This window comes from Mycobacterium sp., from assembly GCF_044223235.1.
In the GTDB taxonomy this organism is placed as follows: domain Bacteria; phylum Actinomycetota; class Actinomycetes; order Mycobacteriales; family Mycobacteriaceae; genus Mycobacterium.
Window position 1 is genome coordinate 1 of record NZ_JBGAME010000034.1, and the last position, 19,166, is coordinate 19,166.

The window sequence follows — 19,166 nt, forward strand, 5'->3', positions numbered from 1 at the left end:
GGCCCCCCCCCCCACCGCCCGCCCGCGGGACCCCCGCCGTATGGTCCCCCCGCAGGACCCCCGCCCTACGGCCCGCCCGCGGGACCCCCGCCGTATGGTCCCCCCGCAGGTGCTCCGCCGTATCCCTACGCGGCTCCCCCGCCCTACCCACCGCCGCAGGCCAAGACCAACTGGTGGGCCGTCGTCGCGCTGGTGTTCGGCGTGCTGGGCGGTGTGCTGATCAGCGTGGTGTGCGGCATCGTCGCGCTCAACAAGGCCAAGACCGGCGCGCCCGGGCGGGGAATGGCCATCGCCGGGCTGGTGCTCTCAGGGCTGTGGGTGCTGCTGCTCGTCGCGGGACTCGTGTTCTACCTGCTCGTCGGCCGCGGCTCGGTGAGCGCAACGGACGTCACTGTGGGCGACTGCCTGGCTGAGATGCCCGACAGCAGCCTGATCTCCAGCGTGAAGGTCGTGGACTGCGCCGATCCGCACGTCGGGGAGGTGTTCGCGGTGTTCACCATGCCCGACGGCGATTTCCCAGGTCAGGCGGCGATCACCGAGTACCAGAACAGCTGTGAACCCGCACTGCCCGGCTACGCGTCGGCCACCGCGGCCGACCTCGAGCTCGGACTGTTCGTGCTGTACCCGACCGCGGACTCATGGGACACCGGCGATCGGACCGTGACCTGCATCGCGACCACCGAAACCCCACGTACCGGGTCGTTGAGGGGCTGAGCCGGGCTCCCGGTTATCGCGCTGTGGTGCGATTCACCGGCGCGTCGTGACCTGGCGGCCGGACGTCGGTTCACGACACCTGCGGTACCGTCTAGCCATGATTTCGGAGCAGTACGACGTCCTCATCGTGGGTACCGGATTTGCCGGTATCGGGGCGGCGATCCAGCTCAAACGGCTGGGAATCGAGAACTTCGTGCTTGTCGACCGCGAGGACGACCTGGGCGGAACCTGGCACGTCAACCGCTACCCGGGCCTGGCAGTCGACGTGCCGAGCACCACGTACTCCTACTTCTTCGAGCCCAACCCGAACTGGTCGCGGCTGTTCGCGCCCGGCCCGGAGCTCAAGCAATACGCCGTGAACATCGCCGACAAGTACGACGTGCGCAGGCACATGCAGTTCAACACCACGGTGGAGAGTGCCCGCTGGGACGACGACGCCGAGGTCTGGCGCGTCGCGGTGTCCGGTGACCGGACACTGAGCGCCCGGTACCTGATCACCGCGACCGGGTACCTGTCGCAGCCGCGCACACCCGAGATTCCCGGCATCGAGACCTTCGCGGGCAAGATCATCCACACCACCGCGTGGGACGACGAATACGACCTGAAGGGCAAGCGGGTGGGCATCGTCGGCACCGGCGCGACCGCGGTGCAGCTCATCCCCGAGCTCGCCAAGGAGGTGGCCGACCTCACCGTCTACCAGCGCACGCCGATCCATGCCGTGCCCAAGTTCGACCCTCCGATCGGGGACTGGCTCAAGCGGCTGTTCGCACGGGTGCCCGCGACCCAGCGCGCGATCGCGGCGGTGACGTTCGTCATCTACGAGTACTTCCTGTTGTATGCCGTGCTGCACTCCCGACGCCTGCGGCGGCTGGGCATCGCCTACGCCGACCTGTCGAAGATCCACCGGTTCGTGTCGATCCGCGACAAGAAACTGCGCAAGCAACTGACACCGGACTACGACTTCGGCTGCAAGCGGCCCACGTTCTCAACCGACTACTACCGCACCTTCGCTAAACCGCATGTGCACCTGCAGACCAGCGGCATCGCCCGCATCGAGCCGGACGGCATCCGCGCCGAGGACGGCACCAAGGCCGCCATCGACACCCTGGTCCTGGCCACCGGCTTCGACATGTGGGATGCGAACTTCCCGCCGTTCGAGATCGTCGGGCGCGACAGCCGCAACCTCGGCAAGTGGTGGCGTGACACCCGCTTCCAGGCCTACCAAGGGGTGACCATGCCGGGCTTCCCCAACCTCATGAACTTGGCCAGCCCGTACTCGTTCATCGGGCTCAACTACTTCGCCACGGTGGAGTACCAGATGCGGCACATGGACCGGCTCTTCACCGAGGTGAACCGCCGCGGCGCCACCACCTTCGAGGTCACCGAGGACGCCAACACCCGCTACCTGGCCGAGATGGACGAACGGATGGGCGACATGCTGTTCGTCACCGGCGACTGCGCCACCTCGAGGTCCTACTATTTCGACCCCCACGGGGAGGCCACGCTGCTGCGGCCGATGTCGACGGCCGACGCGGTCAAGGAAGCCTCCGAGTTCCCGCTGAGCGACTACCGGATCGCCTGAGCCAGACCCGAGATGATGCGGTCGCACACCGCATACATCTCGTCGCGTGCCCGCTCGGGATCCTCCGCGCGGGAGACGTAGAGCGCGGCTTCGTCGAGCGCCCCGAGCAACACGTGCGCACTGGCCCGGACGGGCTGCTCCGGTATCGCCCCGTCGGCGATCGCCGCGGTGAGCATGGCCTCGATGACGCCGAGACCGTATCTGGCGCCGACCTCGCGCCAGCGCTGCCAGCCCAGCACGGCCGGCGCGTCGACGAGCACGATGCGTTGGACGTCGGGAGCCGCGCACAGATCGAGGAACAGCCGGGCGCCCATCCGCATCGCCTCCACCGGACCCGACGGCTCGCGCTCGCCGAGCGCTTCGGCGACCCTGCCGACCAAGTCGGCCTCGACCTGCTCGTAGACGGCGACGAACAGCTCGGTCTTGTCGGCGAACTGGTGATACAACGCGCCGCGGGTCACCCCGGCCTCCGCCACGATCGCCTGCGTCGACACCTCGGAGAATCCGTCGGCGGCGAACAGTTTCCGCGCCGCCGTCACAAGAATCTCGCGGGTGGCAGCGCTGCGTTCGGCCTGAGTTCGACGCCCCTTGACTTCCATACCGGCTGTACGTAACTTTCATACCATGTGTTTGTAAGTTGCATTCGAGAGGATAGTCCACATGCCCTCCGTTACGCTGCCGCACGCCACCATCGAGTATCGCGAGTCCGGGGACGCGGGCGGTCCTCCCGTCGTCTTCGTCCATGGCGCCCTCGTCGATTCGCGGTTGTGGGACGGTGTCGCGGCCGGGCTCGCCGAGCGGGGATTCCGCTGCATCCTGCCGACACTTCCACTGGGTTCGCACACGATCCCTGTCACCGACCGCTCGATGCTCTCCCCCGCCGGCGTGGCGAAGTTGGTCCACCACCTGCTCGTCGCACTCGACCTGAGCGACGTCACGCTCGTCGGCAACGACACCGGCGGCGGTATCTGCCAGTTTCTGGTCGATGCCCACCCCGACCGCATCGGCCATCTCGTCCTGACCAACTGCGACGCATTCGACAAGTTCCCGCCGTTTCCGTTCGACGTGATCTTCAAGCTCATGCGCTCGACGCTCTCCACGCGCGTACTGATGGCGGGCATGATCCCCACCGTCATGCGGCACTCACCGCTGGGCTACGGGCTGCTCGCCAAGCGACTGGACCCCGACCTGACGGCGTCGTGGCTGCGCCCGTGCCGGACCGACGCCCGGATCGCGGGCGACTTCGCCGCGCTGGCCCGCAGCATCAGCCGCACCGATCTCACGGAGGTGGCGCCGCGCCTGCGCGCGTTCACCAAGCCGGTGTCGGTGGTGTGGGGCGACGCTGATCGCTGCTTCACCCCCGCCCTGGGCCGCCGGTTGGCGGCCGCGTTCCCGGATTCCTCCTTCGTCGAGGTTACGGATGCGAGAACGTTTGTGCCGCTGGATAATCCCGATGCGGTCCGGGACGCGATCGTGGGAGTGAACGGGAGGACGTGACCAACGACCTGCAACGCGGTCTCGGCCTGACCGACGCCGTCGTCATCGGCCTCGGGTCGATGATCGGCGCCGGGGTCTTCGTCGCGCTGGCACCCGCCGCCGCAGCCGCGGGTTCTGGGCTGCTCCTCGGGCTGGCCGTCGCGGCCGTCATCGCCTATTGCAACGCCACGTCGTCCGCACGGCTCGCGGCGCGGTATCCGCAGTCGGGCGGAACGTATGTCTACGGCCGGGAGCGACTCGGCGAGTTCTGGGGTCACACCGCGGGCTGGAGCTTCGTGGTCGGCAAGACCGCGTCCTGCGCCGCGATGGCGCTCACCGTCGGGTTCTACGCCTGGCCCGATCACGCCCATGCGGTGGCGGTCGCGGCGGTGGTGGCGCTGACCGCCGTGAACTACCGCGGAATTCAGAAGTCGGCGCTGCTGACCCGGACCATCGTGGCGGCGGTACTGGCCGTGCTGGCCGCCGTCGTGGTCCTCGTGCTCGGTTTCGGCGGGCCCGACCTCGCCCGGCTGGCGCTCGGCGACGACGTCAGCGTCGGCGGCGTGCTGCAGGCGGCGGGCCTGCTCTTCTTCGCGTTCGCCGGGTACGCGCGAATCGCGACACTGGGCGAAGAGGTCCGCGACCCGGCCCGGGTCATCCCGCGGGCGATCCCGATCGCTCTGGCGATCGCGCTGGTCGTCTACGCGGCCGTCGCGGTGGCGCTGCTGGCCGAACTGGGCAGTGCCGGCCTTGCCGCGGCGACGGCGCCGCTGGCCGATGCCGTCCGCTCGGCGGGGTTCCCCGGATTCGAGCCCGTGGTGCGCGCCGCGGCGGCGATCGCCGCGCTCGGCTCGCTGCTCTCCCTGATCCTCGGGGTGTCGCGCACGACGCTGGCCATGGCCCGCGACGGGCACCTGCCGCGGTGGCTGGGCGCGGTGCATCCGCGCCACCGGATTCCCCACCGTGCCGAGGTGGCGGTCGGGATCGTCGTCGCGGTCGCCGCTGCGTTTCTCGACCTGCGTAACGCGATCGGCTTCTCGTCGTTCGCGATTCTGCTCTACTACGCGATCGCCAACGCCTCGGCATGGACGCTCTCGCCGCGGCGGCGGGTGGTGCCCGCGATCGGGTTGTCGGGATGCCTGCTGCTGGCGTTCCTCCTGCCCGTCGCCTCCGTGGTGGCGGGTTTGGCCGTGACGGCGCTGGGCGCGCTGGCCTACGGCCTGCGCCGGTTGCGGTAGGCCTCGACGGCGGTGGGCAGCGTCATGAAGATGCGGTCCGCACCGATCTTGTCGCCAGACCAGCCGCCTGCAGCGCGTCCCGCAGATCCTGCTTGGGGCTGCGGTCATCATGGTGGTGTGTGCCTCGCGAGAAGCGGTGCGCGGAGGGACCACCAGCAAGGTGAGCCGATCGCGGCCGAGGCCGAGAACTTCGACGGTGTTGGCCGGTTGAAGTCGCTACCCATCGAGGCGCATCGACCGCACCCGGTCGTTGCGACACGCGTTCCTCCGGACCGCCCCCAACGTCATCGCGATTGGCGCGGACAGACGGTCAGTGCCACTCGTCAACTGGGCTTGCTCAACGACGTCCCATTGTTGGTCGCATGGGGCGCCGACGACAAGGCGATTCCACCTCGCCACCACCATGCCTCCCTCGCCGAACACGTCCCTCGCGCAGTGACGGTCGATATCGCCGGCGCGGGGCATTACCCGCACGAAACAGCCCCGCTCAACTCCTGTCGGCAATGCAGACGTTCATGGCCGCCACTCAACCTTTTCGCTACTCCGATGACGATGGCGTCGGCTACTTACCCAGCCCGCCGCCGATACGCAGGAGCCAGCCGAAAGTTCTCGCCCCGACTGCGGTTGAGGCGACGATGACCATCCCCACCAGGAGTGAGAATCGGTTCACTACCAACGCCACCAGCCATGGGCGACCTCACCTGCCGGATACTGGAGTCAAATGATGAGAATTCACGTCGGCTGCGAAATGATCTACGACTGCCCACAGCCCACTCCGATGATATTCAACCTCAACGTCCACTTCACCCGCGTGTCCGAGCTCGTCGGCCGTGACGACCTCGTATTCGATCCGCCGGTCCCGATGGCGGCCTATCGTGACGGCTTCGGCAACTGGTGCACCCGCATCGTCGCGCCCAAGGGGCGCACTCGCATCGTGGCCGATGCGATGGTCAACGATTCAGGACTGCTCGACATCGTTGTTCCTGAGGCGCAACAGATTCCGGTTCCAGAGTTACCCGAGGACACGCTTGTGTTTCTGCTTGGCAGCCGGTACTGCGAGACCGATCGGCTGTCCGATACGGCGTGGGATCTGTTTGGCCAAGCACCAACGGGATGGGGCCGCGTTCAGGCGATCTGCGACTACGTTCATCGACATATCGCCTTCGGCTATGAGCACGCACGCAACACACGGACGGCGGTGGAAGCGTTTTACGACCGAACCGGCGTCTGCCGTGATTTCACGCATCTTGCGGTTGCCTTTTGCCGGTGCATGAACATCCCCGCGCGCTACTGCACCGGGTACCTCGGCGACATCGGTGTACCACCGGTGGACGATCCGATGGACTTCTCCGCATGGTTCGAGGTGTTCCTCGGCGGGCAGTGGCATACCTTCGACGCGCGCCACAACACGCCGCGCATCGGCAGGGTTCTCATAGCCCGTGGCCGCGACGCCGCCGACGTCGCGCTCAACAACGCCTTCGGCCCCGCCACATTGACGAGTTTCAGGGTGTGGACCGACGAAGTATCCACCGGTTGAGAGTCGAGAAGCGTTCTCATGTCGGGCATGACGCAGACGCAGTACGTCGAGAGACCCAAGCCGATATACAGCCTGCGCGGCTCGCTCTGGGCAGGTTATCCGTCACGCGTCCAGCGCGGTAAGTAGGTCATCCAGCCGAACCTTCGCGATACCGATTGCGGTGTCGCCGATGCCGTACGGCAGCACCAAGATTCCCGCGTGCACCAGTCCACCGCATGAATACACGACATTGGGGACGTAGCCATCCCGCTCATCGGGGGCGGGAGTCAGCAGCGGCTCGCGAAGCTGACCCAGAACCCTCGTCGGTTCGTCCAGATCGAGCAGAATCGCTCCGATACAGTACGTGCGCATCGGCCCGACTCCGTGGGTGAGCACCAGCCAGCCGGCCTCGGTCTCGATGGGAGATCCGCAGTTCCCGAGTTGAAGCACCTCCCAGGTTTGCATGGGCCGCTGGCAGCGGACGGATTCGTCCCAGACGAACGGATCATCCGAGTACGCAACCGAGTTCGATTCACGGTCCGCCCTCGACATGGCCGCGAAGCGCCCACGAATCCTGCGTGGAAACAGGGCCAGGCCCTTGTTGGCCGCGGCATCGCCGACCATCGGCTTGGAGGTAAACGAGCGGAAATCGTCTGTCTGCAACAGCTGCTGGCTGATTCGCGTCCCACTGTAAGCCGTGTAGCCGGCGTAATAGGTGCTGGAACCGTCGTCGTCGACGAAACGAACGAACCGCGCGTCCTCGACGCCGGCCACCTCCGCGCTCATCGCCGGGTGCAGAACCCGCTCGGAAAGTCGGCCGCCGTCGGCGAATTCGACACCGTAGGTCCGTTCGGCGATGGCGCGGATCAGCGAAATCGTCTGGTCCGTATGGCCACGAGTCATTCGGTGTGTCTGAAGCCTGTCCAGTTGTCCGTCGAGGTCGGCTCGGGTGAATCGTTCGCCGAGCGCATCCAGGACATATTCGGCGGCCTCACCGGCCTCCCGCAGGCGTGCGAGCTCACTGCGGAAGACCTCAGCGTCGAGCAGCCTGGGCACGATTGCGCCGGCGGTGGCGAATGGTGCGCGTTCGTGTATGGTCACCTCGCCTGCTCCGTCGACGTCGCCGGTCCGGAATCCGATCGACGAACGGTGCCCCTCCCCGATACCCCGCACGCTCATCACAAATCGCATGCTGTCCGCGGCGCTACCCGTCTGATCAGGATGAGCGACCACGCTTGGGTTGCACAACGCCGCACCCTCTATCGCGTACTCACTGGTGAATGTCGCTCCGAGCAACAGCAGTCGCGCCTCGGAGAGTTCACTGCCGGGGTCCAGGCGATCGGCGAGTTCGCGAGCGTGACGCCGGAATGTGCCGACCAGATCGCGGTGTCGCCCGTCGAATCGAGTGCAGACGTCATCCAGCGACGCTCGCACCTCATCCTCGTCGAGGGCCAGGATGCGAGCCAGCACTGCGCCCGCGCGGGAATCCTGACGCTCGAAAGCCTCCTGCCCCGGGACAAACAGTCTGGTGATGACCCGCGAGGGATCTGCCGCGAGCCGCTGTGAGCTGCGCGCGGCGAGACTGGGCCGCGCCGAGGTCACCGCGACGCCGCCGACATGTCCCGGGCGTGCTGCAACGTCGAAAGCACTGCCAGGGTCGACTCCGCGCCCTGGTTGCCGTTCACCCCGTCCGCATGCAGGCCGTCGTATCCGCCGCCAGTGTCCTGGTCCCACATGGGCATTCGGGCATCGTTGTCGCCCATGAACCAGGCCGCCGCGGTTTTGACGCCATCCACCCAGATCGGATTGCTATCGACCGAGGCGGCACGCGCACACGCATCGGCCAGTGTGGACACTTCGATGGGCTGCTGGTCGAACCCGGGCCTGGCGTCCTCGGGGCCTCTGCCCGCAACAGGTGTGGGAGACAGATGGCCGCCGTCGGCGGTTTCCAGTTCGAGCAACCAGGCCAGCAGATCCAGGCCCCGCTGGGTCAGCGAGGCCCGGTCCAGGGTGACGCCCGCGGCGATCATCGCCTCGGGAAAAACGGCGTTGGCGTATGTCAGTCGCGGCTCGGGCCACGGCCACGCGGCGTCCTCGCTCGGATCGGGCAGCGAAGCGGCGTAGGCGGAGATCAATCCTCGAGCCGGTTTGTGCCTCGGGTGGAACGCGAGGAGTTCGGCCGCGCCCAGTGCCGCGAAAGCCATCGCCCGCGGCCACGCCGAACGCTTCTGGGCCGCGCGCTCAAACTGCATCAGCGCCGATTGGCGGGCCCAGGGCACACCGCTGTGGGCGGCCGCGGTACCCAGGCCCCAGATACACCGCCCCCAGGCGTCATCGAGGGCCGGCTCGTCAACCCAATTGCCCTCGCTGTCCATCCGGTTGCGACAGGCGCCGGTGAGCGTCTGCGCGTCGTTCAAGAACCGCAACGCCATTCCCACCAGCGCGTTAAGGGCTCGGCCGCGGCCGTGCTCGCGGGTGGCGACAACAAGCACTCGTGCCACGTCGTCGGTGCAGTAACCGTATTCGGGCCGGGGCTCGGCCAGCCGCGCATGCTCAGTGATGCCGCGGTGGTCGGTCAACCGCAGCAGGTGGTCGAACACCGGACCCGGAAACGTCGCGTTCATATGAGTGCCTACCGCTGCGCAAGGAGTCGGCGTGCCAGCCTCAGATACGCGCCAGCGACGGCCGGCCATGCCATGTCGGGCGCCAGTCGGCGGGCTTCGGCTGCCATCGCACCGGCAAGGCGCGGCTGTGTCAGCACCTGGCGCAGGGCGGCTGCCAGCGCATCCGGGTCGTCATGCCCGACGACGATGCCTGCTCCACTGGCCAGGAGCTCGACTGCATGGGGGAACGCGGTGGCCACGACCGGTCGGCCGTACGCGATCGCGTCGACCAGCACCCCGGAGGTGGCCTGATCGGTCGAGTCGTAGGGCAGTACGACGACGGCCGCTGACTGAGCCAGTGCGGTCAACGCGGCGACGTTGCGATAATCGGCGCTGAAGTACACCGAACCCGCCACTCCGCTGCTTTGTGCCTGCTGCATGCGGGCATCGCGGTATGCCTCCCCCTCGGCGGCCAATACTTTTGGATGCGTTTGGCCGGCAACCAGATACCGCGGGTGCTCGGGTAGATGTTGGAGCGATCTCATCGCCTCGATCACCCGCTCGATGCCTTTTCCCGGTCCCAGCAGACCCCACGTCAGTAACGTACGACGGCCACTCCGCACCGTTGGTCTTTTCCTTGGCACAGTCGCACCGTGCGGGATGATGGTGACTTTGCGCCGGTCGACATGATAGCCACGGCATATCTGGTGCTTTGCCGCCTCCGACATCACAACCAGTTGATCTGCCCGCGCCGCAACCGCTTCAAGGACCGAACGCTGATGTGGCGTAGGGTCTTTCAGGATGGTGTGCGCGATCACGATCGACGGCACACGCAGTCCATCCATGATCTCCAGCAATTCGTCGCCGTCGGCGCCACCAAAGATTCCATACTCATGCTGTATCACCGCGACGTCGTTCTGGTTCAGCAATTCCGCACAGGCTGCCACCGATGCCGGTGAACCGTTGACCAGCTCTCCGACGACACATGGACTCGACGACGGCGATGAATCGGAGAGTCGCACGACGCGCACCGTGGCACCATTGGTACCCAAACCATGGGCCAGAGCCGCGCTGAACGTCGCCAGCCCGCATGGCGTCGGTGGATAGGTACTCAGGATACCGAAGCTCGGATGGCCGGAAAGTCCTTGGTGCACAACAGGAGACGCAAACGGCCGCAATGCAGATAAAGTGCCCACGGTGATCCCAACATCATTGTCACCGGCGTGTCCGGCGTGAGCGGTTGCTCGGCGCGGTCAGCGACCAACGGCTGACACATCCCGGACTGGCTGGGTTTCCCAACTTGTTTCAGCGTACACCGCCGAATCCGCGCGATGAGGCAGGTACTCAGTGACCGTACACCGGCCGGACGAGAGACCGCTGACTCGAACATCTTGGAGTAGGGTCGGGGAATCGGGACTAACCAGGCCCCCTGATGAAGGGGCGAGCAACGCTCTTAGTCTCCCCGCCAGACCCTGAGAAAGAAGTCCGCAAAGGCCTTGAAGGAGAAGCGTGCCGACAAGCACGCAATGGCGACTGACCGGGCCGGTTTCGTCGAGGCATCACATCACGAGAAGAGCACTGAAGGACAAGCATTTTCACTGCGCTTTTACTACACAAGACAGGCCACCGCTGGGCTCCACGGCATTGCATCAGCGCCACACCAGGATGCGTGTCCAAGCAAGAGTGTATGTGCGCCAACCGCATCTACGGCGGTCTTAACGTGGACACGACGGGCTCTCATGAGTAGGCATCGCACTCTGGCCTGGTTCTATCGGCTCAGTCGTGGCACGCAGGCCGTTCTCCTCGCTAACCCCCACGGGTATCTATCTGACGATGTTGCCCGGATCATTCCGGACCATACCGTTTTGACGCATGCAGATGAGCGCCGACAGAAACCGCCGCAGTGGCAGCTACGGCCCGCGGACGCCAACCTGCTCGAGGATGAACGTCTACGGCTCGACGAGTGGTGGGAAGGCTTGCCAGACAGGGCACGCACCGCGCTTATCGGCTGCCGAACCGGCCACGTCCCCCACGAGTACCGGAAAACTGTGCTGGACCTGATCCCCGGTGGTGTGCCACGGGGCGTGGACTTGGACACTGCGTTCGAGTTGACCGGAATTGCCGCTGCTTACATCGAAATGATCATTCGGACCTGATTGCGTCCCATTCGCCTGACTGCTGCGCACAGCAAACAGCCCCAGCGGCGAGGTACGTCCGGCGTTCTACAGACCGCCGCCGACCTCTGGGGGATCTCGGCTGCAGAAAATCGGTGTCCCGGCGATACGGCACCACCGGCGCTACAGCCAGCAAACCAGCCGCCGGCACCTCACGACTTCACCGAGGCTCCGACCGAGGCAACTGGGCACACCCAGCTCGCCCGACAGACCCGCCCCGACGTCTCCGCAAGATATGCGCCGGACGCCGTGCGGAAGGCGTGGTCGCAGGCCGCCCGTCGTCATCGGCCTCGGGTCGAGGATCGGCGCCGGGGGCTTTGTCGCGCCGGCGCCCGCCGTGGCCGCCGCGGTGTTGGCGCTGACTGCGGCCGCCGGCATCGGTGTTGGCCGGTTTGGCCGTGACGGCGCTGGGCACGCTGGCCTACGGCGTGCGCCGGTTGCGGTAGGCCTCGACCGCGGTGGGCAGCGTCATGAAAATGCAGTCCGCACCGATCTTGTCGACCAGACCAGCCGCCTCCAGCGCGTCCCGCAGATCCTGCTTGACCCTGGCCATTGCGAAAACGATTCCGCGACTGGATAATTCGCCCCTCAGCTGGTCGAGTGCGTCCAGCGCCGTCAGGTCGACCTCGACATTGGCCTCGGCGTTGAGCACAAACCATTCGACGGGCACCGCGCTGTCGTCGACGGCGGCCAGCGCCCGCTGATGGAAGTCCTCGGCGTTGGCGAAGAACAGCGGGGCGTCGTAGCGGTAGACCACCAGCCCGGGCACCAGATCTGCGTCCGGATAGTCATCGATGTCGTGCATGCCGGCAACGCCCGGCACGAAACCCTGGATGGCATCGTGCGGGCGCGCCACCCGCCGCAGCAGTTCCAGGATCGACAGGGCGATCGCGACGAGCACGCCGTAGAGCACACCGAACAACAGCACCGACGCGGTGGTGGCCAGCGCGAGCGCCAGTTCGCTGCGCCGAAATCGCGCCAGCCGCTTGAACTCCGGCACGTCCACCAAGCGCAGCGCGGCGTAGACCACCAGGGCCCCCAGCGCCGCCATCGGGAAGTGCGCGAGGATCCCGCGGCCGGCCAGCATCACCGCGAGCACGATCGCCAAGGTCACCAACGAGTACAGCTGGGTGCGGCTGCCGAGCGCATCTCCGAGCGCGGTCCGGCTGCCGCTGGAACTCACCGGGAACCCGTGCACCAGACCCGTCCCGGCGTTGCACACCCCGAGCGCACGCAACTCGGCGTTGGCGTCGATGCGCTCGCCCTTCCTGGCGGCGAATGTGCGTGCGGTCAGCACGTTGTCGGAGAAGGCCACGATCGCGATGCCCACCGCGGGGATCAGCAATGCCGCCAGATCCGTTGCGGTGATGGCGGGGACGCCGGGCGCCGGGAATCCAGCGGGGATGTGGCCGATCACGCGGATTCCCTTGGTGTCCAACGAGAACACCGAGACCACCAGGGCCGAAGCCAGCATCGCGATCAGCGGCCACGGCATGCGTGGGGCGAGCCGGGACAGCACCAGGAGGCCGGCCAGCACCGTGGCCGAGAGGATCACCGTCGGCCAGTGCACCGCGCCGGCCCCTGCCACGAACGAGCGGACCTGATCGAGGAATTCCTCACCCTCGACGGGCACACCGGTGACCTTGCCCAGTTGGCCGCCGATCATGATCACCGCGACACCTGACATGTAGCCGATCAGCACGGGACGAGACAGCAGATCGGCGAGGAACCCGAGCCGGGCCAGTCCGCCGAGCAGGCAGATGCCCCCGACCAACAGTGCCGCCGCTGCGGCCAGCGCCGCGTACCTGGCGGGGTCACCCGAGGCAAGAGGCGCCAGCGCGGTCGCCGTCATCAGCGCCGTGGTCGACTCCGGCCCGACCGACAGTTGGCGCGATGAGCCCAGGACCGCGTAGACCACCAGGGGAACTAGCGCCGCCCACAAGCCCACCACCGGGGGCAGGCCTGCGACGGTCGCATACGCCATCACCTGCGGGACGAGGTACGCAGCGACGGTGAGGCCGCCCAGGATGTCGCCGCGCAGCCACTCCCGCCGGTACCCGCGGAATTGCGCCAGCCCCGGTGCCCACCGCGACCACCGCGAGGTGATCATGCTTTCGCTTATGCCGCCCCGTCGACCAGAACCGCCGCCGCACCGGCCATGTGGCTGCGCACGGCGGCGGCGGCGCGCTCGGCGTCGCCGGACTCGATGGCGTCGACGATATCGTGGTGGCGTTTGGCGTCCATGTTCTTCAGGGCGCGGTCCACACCGGCGTACATGATCGACATCCGGATGCTGCCTTCCAGGGAGGTCCACTGGTGCAGCAGCGTCGTGTTCCCCGTCAGGTGGCACAGGGTGCGGTGGAATCGCAGGTCGGCTTCGATGCGGTCATCGAGATTGGATGCGGCCCAGCGCCCCATGTCGTCGACGGCCGTCCGCAGCTTTCCGACGGCACTCTCGCGGTCCTCGCGGCCCGCGAGAGTGCGCGCCGCGAGGGCCTCCAGCGCGGCCCGGACGGCGAAGATGTCGGTGATCTCCTTGTTGTCGAGATGGCGCACGGAGAGCCGTCCCCGCGCACCCGCGGAGATCAGGCCCTCCTGCTGCAACTGGCGCATGGCCTCGCGCAGCGTGCCACGACTGATCTGCAGCGCCTCGGACAGTTCGGTCTCGACCAGGTGGGTGCCCGGGGTCAGCTGCCCGGTCGTGATGGCCCGCCGCAGAGAGCTCAGAGCCTGCTCGCGCAGGCTGGTCTTCTCCAGCCGCAGCAGCGAGGTCGATTCGACCGACATCGAACACTCCTTGATTGTCAACATTTGGTTGTTGACATCTGATGTTACAGTCGCGCGAGCACGGTCGCGACGATTCGCGCCGTGGACAGCCCATAGCGATCGTGCAGCGTGGGCAGGGCGCCGGCGGCCAGGAACTCGTCGGGCAGTGCCACCGGGGTGATGGTGCGGTGCACCCCGCGCCGGGCCGCCTCGGCGGCGACGGTCTCGAACAGCCCACCGACCACGGTGTGGTTTTCGAGGGTGAGGGCCAGCCGGTCGGTGTCGACCTCGGCGAGGACGGTGTCGGCGTCGAACGGTTTGAGCGTGGGGGTGTGCACCACCGCGGCGTCGACGCGGTGGGCCGCCAGTTCCTCGGCGGCCTGCAGGGCCCGCATGGTCATCAGCCCGCTGGCGACGAACACGACGTCGGTCCCGCCGCGTAGCACCTTGGCCTTGCCGAGCTCGAAGGTGTAGTCGTAGTCGTCGAGCACCGTGGGCACCTGCCCGCGCAGCAGCCTCAGGTAGGTCGGTCCGGGGTGGGCGGCCAGCTGGGGCACGGCCTGTTCGATGTCGACCGAATCGCACGGATCGACGATCGTCAACCCCGGTATGCCGCGGAAGATCGCCACGTCCTCGGTGGCCTGATGTGACGGGCCGTAGCCGGTGGTCAGCCCGGGCAGGCCGCCGACGATGTTGACGTTGAGGCCGGGCTCGGCGATGTCGAGGCAGATGAAATCGTAGGCGCGGCGGGCGGCGAACACGGAGTAGGTGGAGGCGAACGGCACCAGACCGGTCTCGGCCATCCCCGCCGCGGCGCCGAACAGGAGCTGCTCGGCCATGCCCATCTGGAAGTACCGGTCGGGGAATGCCTGGGCGAAGACGTGCATGTCGGTGTACTTGCCCAGATCGGCGGTCAGGCCGACGATGCGCGGATCGGCCTGTGCCGCCGCGACGAGCGCATGCCCGAACGGTGCGGAGGTGGTTTTCTGCCCCGGGTCGGCGAACGAGGCGATCATCGCCGAGGTGCGCAGCTTGGGCGGGGTCGCGGTGGACGTGTGGGTGCTCATGCGTGTGCTCCTTGGTAGCCGGTGGTGAGTTGGTCGCGGCAGATCTGCCATTCGTCGGGATCGATGCGCATGAAGTGCGCCTTCTCGCGGGTCTCCAACAGCGGCACCCCGCGGCCGATCCTGGTGTCGCACAGGATGACCGACGGCGTGCCGACCGGTTCGGCGGTGACGGCGTCGAACGCGGCGAGCAGGGCCGCGATGTCGTTGCCGTCGACGCGCTGGACGAACCAGCCGCACGCCGCCCATTTGTCGGTGACCGGCTCGATACGCAGCACCCCGGCGGTGGGCCCGTCGGCCTGCAGCGCATTGATATCGACCAGCGCCGTCAGATTCCCGAGACGGTGATGGCTGGCGCTCATCGCGGCTTCCCAGGTGGAGCCCTCATCGAGTTCCCCGTCGGAAAGGAAATTGATCACCTTTGACGCCGAACCCTGATGGCGCAGCCCGAGTGCCATGCCGACCGCGACGGTCAACCCGTGGCCCAGCGAGCCGCCGGAGATCTCCATTCCCGGGGTGTAGCTGGCCATTCCCGACATCGGCAGCCGCGATCCGTCGGAGCCGTAGCTGTCCAGTTCGGCGGTGTCGATGATGCCGGCTTCGGCCAGCGCCGCGTAGAGACCGATGGCGTAGTGCCCGGTGGACAGCAGGAACCGGTCGCGGCCTCCCCAGTGCGGGTCCTCGGGCCGGTAGCGCAATTGGTCGGCGTAGACGGCGGCCAGCATGTCGGCGGCGCCCAGGGCCTGCCCCACGTAGCCCTGGCCCTGTGCTTCGCCCATGGTGAGCACGTGGTGGCGGATGCGGTAGGCGGCCGCGGCCACCAGTTGACGGCGATCGGTATCGATAGAGGTGGTCATCGTCGTATGCCTTTCAGATCGACAGGTGAGCGTTGGGCGGGGTTTGGGCGGCGGCGCGTTCGGCGAGTTGGCGCTCGCGCGGCCCCCACGTCTCCCGAGTCAGCAGCGCGGCCACCAGCCCGATCGCGGCGTAGCCGCTGAACAGCAGGGCCGGACCCATCCAGCCGAACGACACGAACAGCAGCGTGGTGATGAACGGGGTGAAGCCCGACACCATCGCCGAGATCTGATAGGCCAGCGAGGCACCCGACGCGCGGGTGTTGGCGGTGAACAACTCGGGGAACCAGGCGCCCTGGGCGCCGGCCAGCGAGTTCTGCACCACGCCGTAGGCCAACACGAAGGTGGCGATGATCAACAGGAACACCCCGGTGTTGACCAGCAGGAACATCAGCACGCCGAACGGCACCGCGAACGCGCAGGTCCACAGGTAGACGGTGCGCCGGCCGATCTTGTCAGTCAGCCGGGCCCAGGCCATGGTGGCGAAGATGCCGATGGCCGACGCGATGCACAGTGCGGTCAGCGTTTCGGACTTGCTGGCCAGCTCTTCGTTCTTCAGATACGAGATCATGTAGGTGATCGACACCGCGTAGCCGGCGGTCTCGGCGACCCGCAGGCCGATGCCGCGCACGATGTTGCGCCAGTCTTCCTTGATCACCGTCACGATCGGGGACTTCACGATATCGCCGTGCTGTTTGACATCCTCGAACACCGGGGACTCGGGCACCTTGGCCCGGATGATCAGCCCGACGATCACCAACACGATGCTGGCCAGGAACGGCAGCCGCCACGCCCAGTCACCGGGCAGATGCACACTGACCAAGAACACCAGGTTGGCCAGTAGCAGCCCGACCGGGAAACCGGCCTGCACGATGCCGGTGTAGCGGCCCTTCTGCTTCCACGGGGCGTGCTCGTAGCTCATCAGGATCGCCCCGCCCCACTCCGCGCCGAACGCGATGCCCTGGATGATGCGCACCGTCACCAACAGGATCGGGGCCAGCACCCCGACCGCGGCGTAGGTCGGCAGCAGACCGATGACGAAGGTGGCCAGACCCATCACGATCAACGACGCCACCAGCACCGGCTTGCGGCCCAGCTTGTCACCGAGGTGACCGCCGATGATGCCGCCCAGCGGGCGCGCCGCGAACCCGACACCGAGTGTGGCGAACGACGCCAACGTGCCGGCGATCGGGCTCGAGTTCGGGAAGAACGCATGCCCGAAATACAGCGCGGCCGCGGTGCCGAACCCGATGAAGTCGTAGGTCTCGATCACCGCCCCGACCCCGGAGCCGATCGCGACCCTCTTCGCATCCTTGGTGCCGTGTACCGGCCCCCGCATCGGCAGAGCGACATCGCTCATGGACAGATCCTTTCAAATGGTGAAGTGAGAGTCACTGTCAACCGTCGACAGTGCTGTACCTCACCCAGTGTGACGCCACCCACAGTCAATGTCAACAGTCAGCATTGATTTATTGTCGGTCGTTGCCTGTTGACAGTCGACTGATGTAGTGTGGGCGCCGTCACTACAGGGAAAGGAGCAGGAATGCCGCACAGCCGGCTGGGGTGCTCGACGATCAGCTTCCGGCACCTGCCTCTCGAGGAGGCGCTGGCACAGATCGCCGCGCTGGGGTTCACCACGATCGACCTGGGCGCGCTGCCCGGCGTGTGCGATCACGTGCCGTATGTGCTCGACGCCGAGGCGGTCAACGCGGTCGCGGCCACCGTGGCCGCGTCGGGCCTGGCGGTGCGCTCGATCAACGGCGACATCGGTGACCTCAACGCGCCGCTGGACGCCGCCGCGCGGGCCGAGCGTGACCGCCATCTCGAGGCGCTGCTTGCCCTGGCCGCCACCGTTGGCTCCCGGGCCCTGGTGCTGCCCTGCGGCGCGCTCGATCACCGCCCGCTGCGGTCGCTCGACGATGACCTCGACCTGGTCGCCGCCGAACTGGCCGTCGCGGCGGACACGGCAGCAAACCACGGCGTCCAGTTGTGGACCGAGTCCCTGCACTACTACCGGTTGTGCTGCAACATCGACCGCGCGCAGGCGCTGACCGACCGCCTGGACGGACGTCGGGTGCGCGTGGTCATGGACTTCAGCCACATCGTGGCCTCCGGCGCCGACCCGGTCGAGTTCGTTGACCTTTTCGGTGACCGGATCGCGCACGTGCACATCCGCGACGCCGTCCCCGGCAACATCAACCTGTCCGTCGGACGCGGCAGCGTCGACTTCGCCAACGGCCTCAAGGCGCTTGCCGATGCGGGCTATCCCGGCCAGTTCGCCCTGGAACTGGAAACCCGCGACCTCACCAACGACCAGCGGCCCGCGGCCACCGCCGCTGCCGCACAACTGATTTCCCACCTCATCTAGAAGGAGCAACACCAATGTCCGGAACCCAACGCACCGCCGTCATCACCGGCGCCACCTCCGAGCGCGGCATCGGCGTCACCGTCGCCCGCCGCTACGCCCGCGAAGGCTGGGCCGTGGTCATCCTCGATCTCGACGCGGAGAAATCGGCGAAGGTCGCCGCCGACATCGGCAACGAATTCGCAGTTCCCACTTTCGGTTACGCGATCGACGTCACCTCCGAGGAGTCCGTCGCCGCGGCCCACGCCGCGGTGGCCGCCGACGTCGCCAACGGGAATCTGCCGCCGGTCGGCGCGCTGGCCAACATCGCAGGCATCACCTCCCCGGTGCCGTTCCTGGAGACCACGCTCGAGCTGTGGAACAAGGTGATCGCCGTCAACGCGACCGGCACCTACCTGGTCACCAAGGCGTTCCTGCCCGACATGCTCGAACAGGGCTGGGGCCGCATCGTCAACATGTCGTCGGTGTCAGCCCAGCGCGGCGGCGGCGTATTCGGCAAGGTGCCCTACTCCTCGGCCAAGGCCGCCGTCCTCGGCTTCACGAAGGCGCTGGCCCGTGAGATCGCCGACACGGGCGTCACCGTCAACGCCGTCACCCCCGGCGCCGTCGACACCAGCATCCGGGTCGGCTCCACCGACGAACAGGAAGCCAAACTCGCCCGCGACATCCCGATCGGCCGGGTGGCCACCACCGACGAGGTCGCCGCCGTCATCACCTTCCTGTCCAGCCCCGACGCCAGCTATCTCACCGGCACCACGGTGGATATCAACGGCGGCAGCCACATCCACTGACCACAACCCAAAGAAACGGTGCC

General features: G+C 67.2%; 18 protein-coding genes and 1 pseudogene. 9 read left to right on the forward strand and 10 right to left on the reverse strand.

Annotation, left to right across the window (positions count from 1 at the left end):
- Both ADBZ6K_RS24465 and ADBZ6K_RS24470 read left to right on the forward strand, forming a co-directional pair.
- A partial coding sequence (locus ADBZ6K_RS24465; RefSeq protein ID WP_526351593.1) for a septum formation family protein occupies positions 1-714 on the forward strand: 714 nt, incomplete at its 5' end.
- Between the two features lie 97 nt (positions 715-811).
- Entirely contained in the window at positions 812-2,296 is a 1,485-nt protein-coding gene (locus tag ADBZ6K_RS24470) for a flavin-containing monooxygenase (protein WP_526351595.1), read from the forward strand.
- On the opposite strand, the gene ADBZ6K_RS24475 is transcribed toward ADBZ6K_RS24470, so the two are convergent.
- Complete coding sequence (locus ADBZ6K_RS24475) at positions 2,281-2,895, reverse strand: TetR/AcrR family transcriptional regulator (protein ID WP_526351597.1); 615 nt, start codon at positions 2,893-2,895, stop codon at positions 2,281-2,283. The two genes, ADBZ6K_RS24470 and ADBZ6K_RS24475, sit on opposite strands and share 16 nt — an antisense overlap.
- A gap of 61 nt (positions 2,896-2,956) precedes the next feature.
- On the opposite strand from ADBZ6K_RS24475, the gene ADBZ6K_RS24480 reads away from it, so the two are divergent.
- Entirely contained in the window at positions 2,957-3,793 is an 837-nt protein-coding gene (locus ADBZ6K_RS24480; RefSeq protein ID WP_526351599.1) for an alpha/beta fold hydrolase, read from the forward strand.
- Positions 3,790-5,010 carry an amino acid permease gene (locus ADBZ6K_RS24485; protein WP_526351601.1) on the forward strand — a complete coding sequence of 407 codons (1,221 nt, stop codon included), beginning with the start codon at positions 3,790-3,792 and terminating at the stop codon, positions 5,008-5,010. Before ADBZ6K_RS24480 ends, ADBZ6K_RS24485 begins: the two co-directional genes overlap by 4 nt.
- On the opposite strand, the pseudogene ADBZ6K_RS24490 reads toward ADBZ6K_RS24485, so the two are convergent.
- Positions 4,986-5,104: pseudogene (locus ADBZ6K_RS24490) on the reverse strand (hypothetical protein); the annotation flags it as partial. The gene ADBZ6K_RS24485 and the pseudogene ADBZ6K_RS24490 sit on opposite strands and share 25 nt — an antisense overlap.
- Before the next feature lie 23 nt (positions 5,105-5,127).
- Here ADBZ6K_RS24490 and ADBZ6K_RS24495 point away from each other — a divergent pair.
- Both ADBZ6K_RS24495 and ADBZ6K_RS24500 read left to right on the forward strand, forming a co-directional pair.
- Complete coding sequence (locus tag ADBZ6K_RS24495) at positions 5,128-5,649, forward strand: alpha/beta fold hydrolase (protein ID WP_526351655.1); 522 nt, start codon at positions 5,128-5,130, stop codon at positions 5,647-5,649.
- Between the two features lie 172 nt (positions 5,650-5,821).
- The gene (locus tag ADBZ6K_RS24500) at positions 5,822-6,547 is read left to right on the forward strand and encodes a transglutaminase-like domain-containing protein (protein WP_526351603.1); all 726 of its coding nucleotides are present in this window, start codon (positions 5,822-5,824) and stop codon (positions 6,545-6,547) included.
- A 102-nt stretch (positions 6,548-6,649) separates the two neighbouring features.
- Here the strand turns inward: ADBZ6K_RS24500 and ADBZ6K_RS24505 are convergent, their stop codons facing one another.
- Genes ADBZ6K_RS24505 through ADBZ6K_RS24515 form a run of 3 tightly spaced genes read right to left on the reverse strand, consistent with a single transcriptional unit; the run spans position 6,650 to position 10,307 of the window.
- Complete coding sequence (locus tag ADBZ6K_RS24505) at positions 6,650-8,128, reverse strand: glycoside hydrolase family 130 protein (protein WP_526351605.1); 1,479 nt, start codon at positions 8,126-8,128, stop codon at positions 6,650-6,652.
- Entirely contained in the window at positions 8,125-9,150 is a 1,026-nt protein-coding gene (locus tag ADBZ6K_RS24510) for a glycosyltransferase (protein WP_526351607.1), read from the reverse strand. The genes ADBZ6K_RS24505 and ADBZ6K_RS24510 overlap by 4 nt, the downstream gene beginning before the upstream one ends.
- Positions 9,151-9,158: 8 nt before the next feature.
- Positions 9,159-10,307, reverse strand: a complete 1,149-nt coding sequence (locus tag ADBZ6K_RS24515) for a glycosyltransferase (protein ID WP_526351609.1) — start codon at positions 10,305-10,307, stop codon at positions 9,159-9,161.
- A 561-nt stretch (positions 10,308-10,868) separates the two neighbouring features.
- Here ADBZ6K_RS24515 and ADBZ6K_RS24520 point away from each other — a divergent pair.
- Entirely contained in the window at positions 10,869-11,285 is a 417-nt protein-coding gene (locus ADBZ6K_RS24520; RefSeq protein WP_526351611.1) for a hypothetical protein, read from the forward strand.
- Between the two features lie 439 nt (positions 11,286-11,724).
- Here ADBZ6K_RS24520 and sulP read toward each other — a convergent pair whose 3' ends face one another.
- From sulP to ADBZ6K_RS24545, 5 genes are read right to left on the reverse strand one after another with little or no spacing between them, the layout of a single operon-like run.
- Positions 11,725-13,413: a sulfate permease gene (gene sulP, locus ADBZ6K_RS24525; protein WP_526351613.1), complete on the reverse strand. Its 1,689-nt coding sequence runs from the start codon at positions 13,411-13,413 to the stop codon at positions 11,725-11,727.
- Between the two features lie 8 nt (positions 13,414-13,421).
- The gene (locus ADBZ6K_RS24530; RefSeq protein ID WP_526351615.1) at positions 13,422-14,090 is read right to left on the reverse strand and encodes a GntR family transcriptional regulator; all 669 of its coding nucleotides are present in this window, start codon (positions 14,088-14,090) and stop codon (positions 13,422-13,424) included.
- Positions 14,091-14,134: 44 nt separating this feature from the next.
- On the reverse strand, positions 14,135-15,136 hold the full coding sequence (locus ADBZ6K_RS24535) for a transketolase family protein (RefSeq protein ID WP_526351617.1): 1,002 nt from the start codon (positions 15,134-15,136) through the stop codon (positions 14,135-14,137).
- The gene (locus tag ADBZ6K_RS24540) at positions 15,133-15,990 is read right to left on the reverse strand and encodes a transketolase (protein WP_526351619.1); all 858 of its coding nucleotides are present in this window, start codon (positions 15,988-15,990) and stop codon (positions 15,133-15,135) included. The genes ADBZ6K_RS24535 and ADBZ6K_RS24540 overlap by 4 nt, the downstream gene beginning before the upstream one ends.
- 13 nt (positions 15,991-16,003) lie before the next feature.
- The gene (locus ADBZ6K_RS24545; protein ID WP_526351621.1) at positions 16,004-17,347 is read right to left on the reverse strand and encodes an MFS transporter; all 1,344 of its coding nucleotides are present in this window, start codon (positions 17,345-17,347) and stop codon (positions 16,004-16,006) included.
- A 183-nt stretch (positions 17,348-17,530) separates the two neighbouring features.
- On the opposite strand from ADBZ6K_RS24545, the gene ADBZ6K_RS24550 reads away from it, so the two are divergent.
- Entirely contained in the window at positions 17,531-18,355 is an 825-nt protein-coding gene (locus ADBZ6K_RS24550; protein WP_526351623.1) for a sugar phosphate isomerase/epimerase family protein, read from the forward strand.
- Between the two features lie 14 nt (positions 18,356-18,369).
- A complete protein-coding gene (locus ADBZ6K_RS24555; protein ID WP_526351625.1) occupies positions 18,370-19,143 on the forward strand; it encodes an SDR family NAD(P)-dependent oxidoreductase in 774 nt (257 codons plus the stop codon).
- Positions 19,144-19,166: the final 23 nt, after the last annotated feature.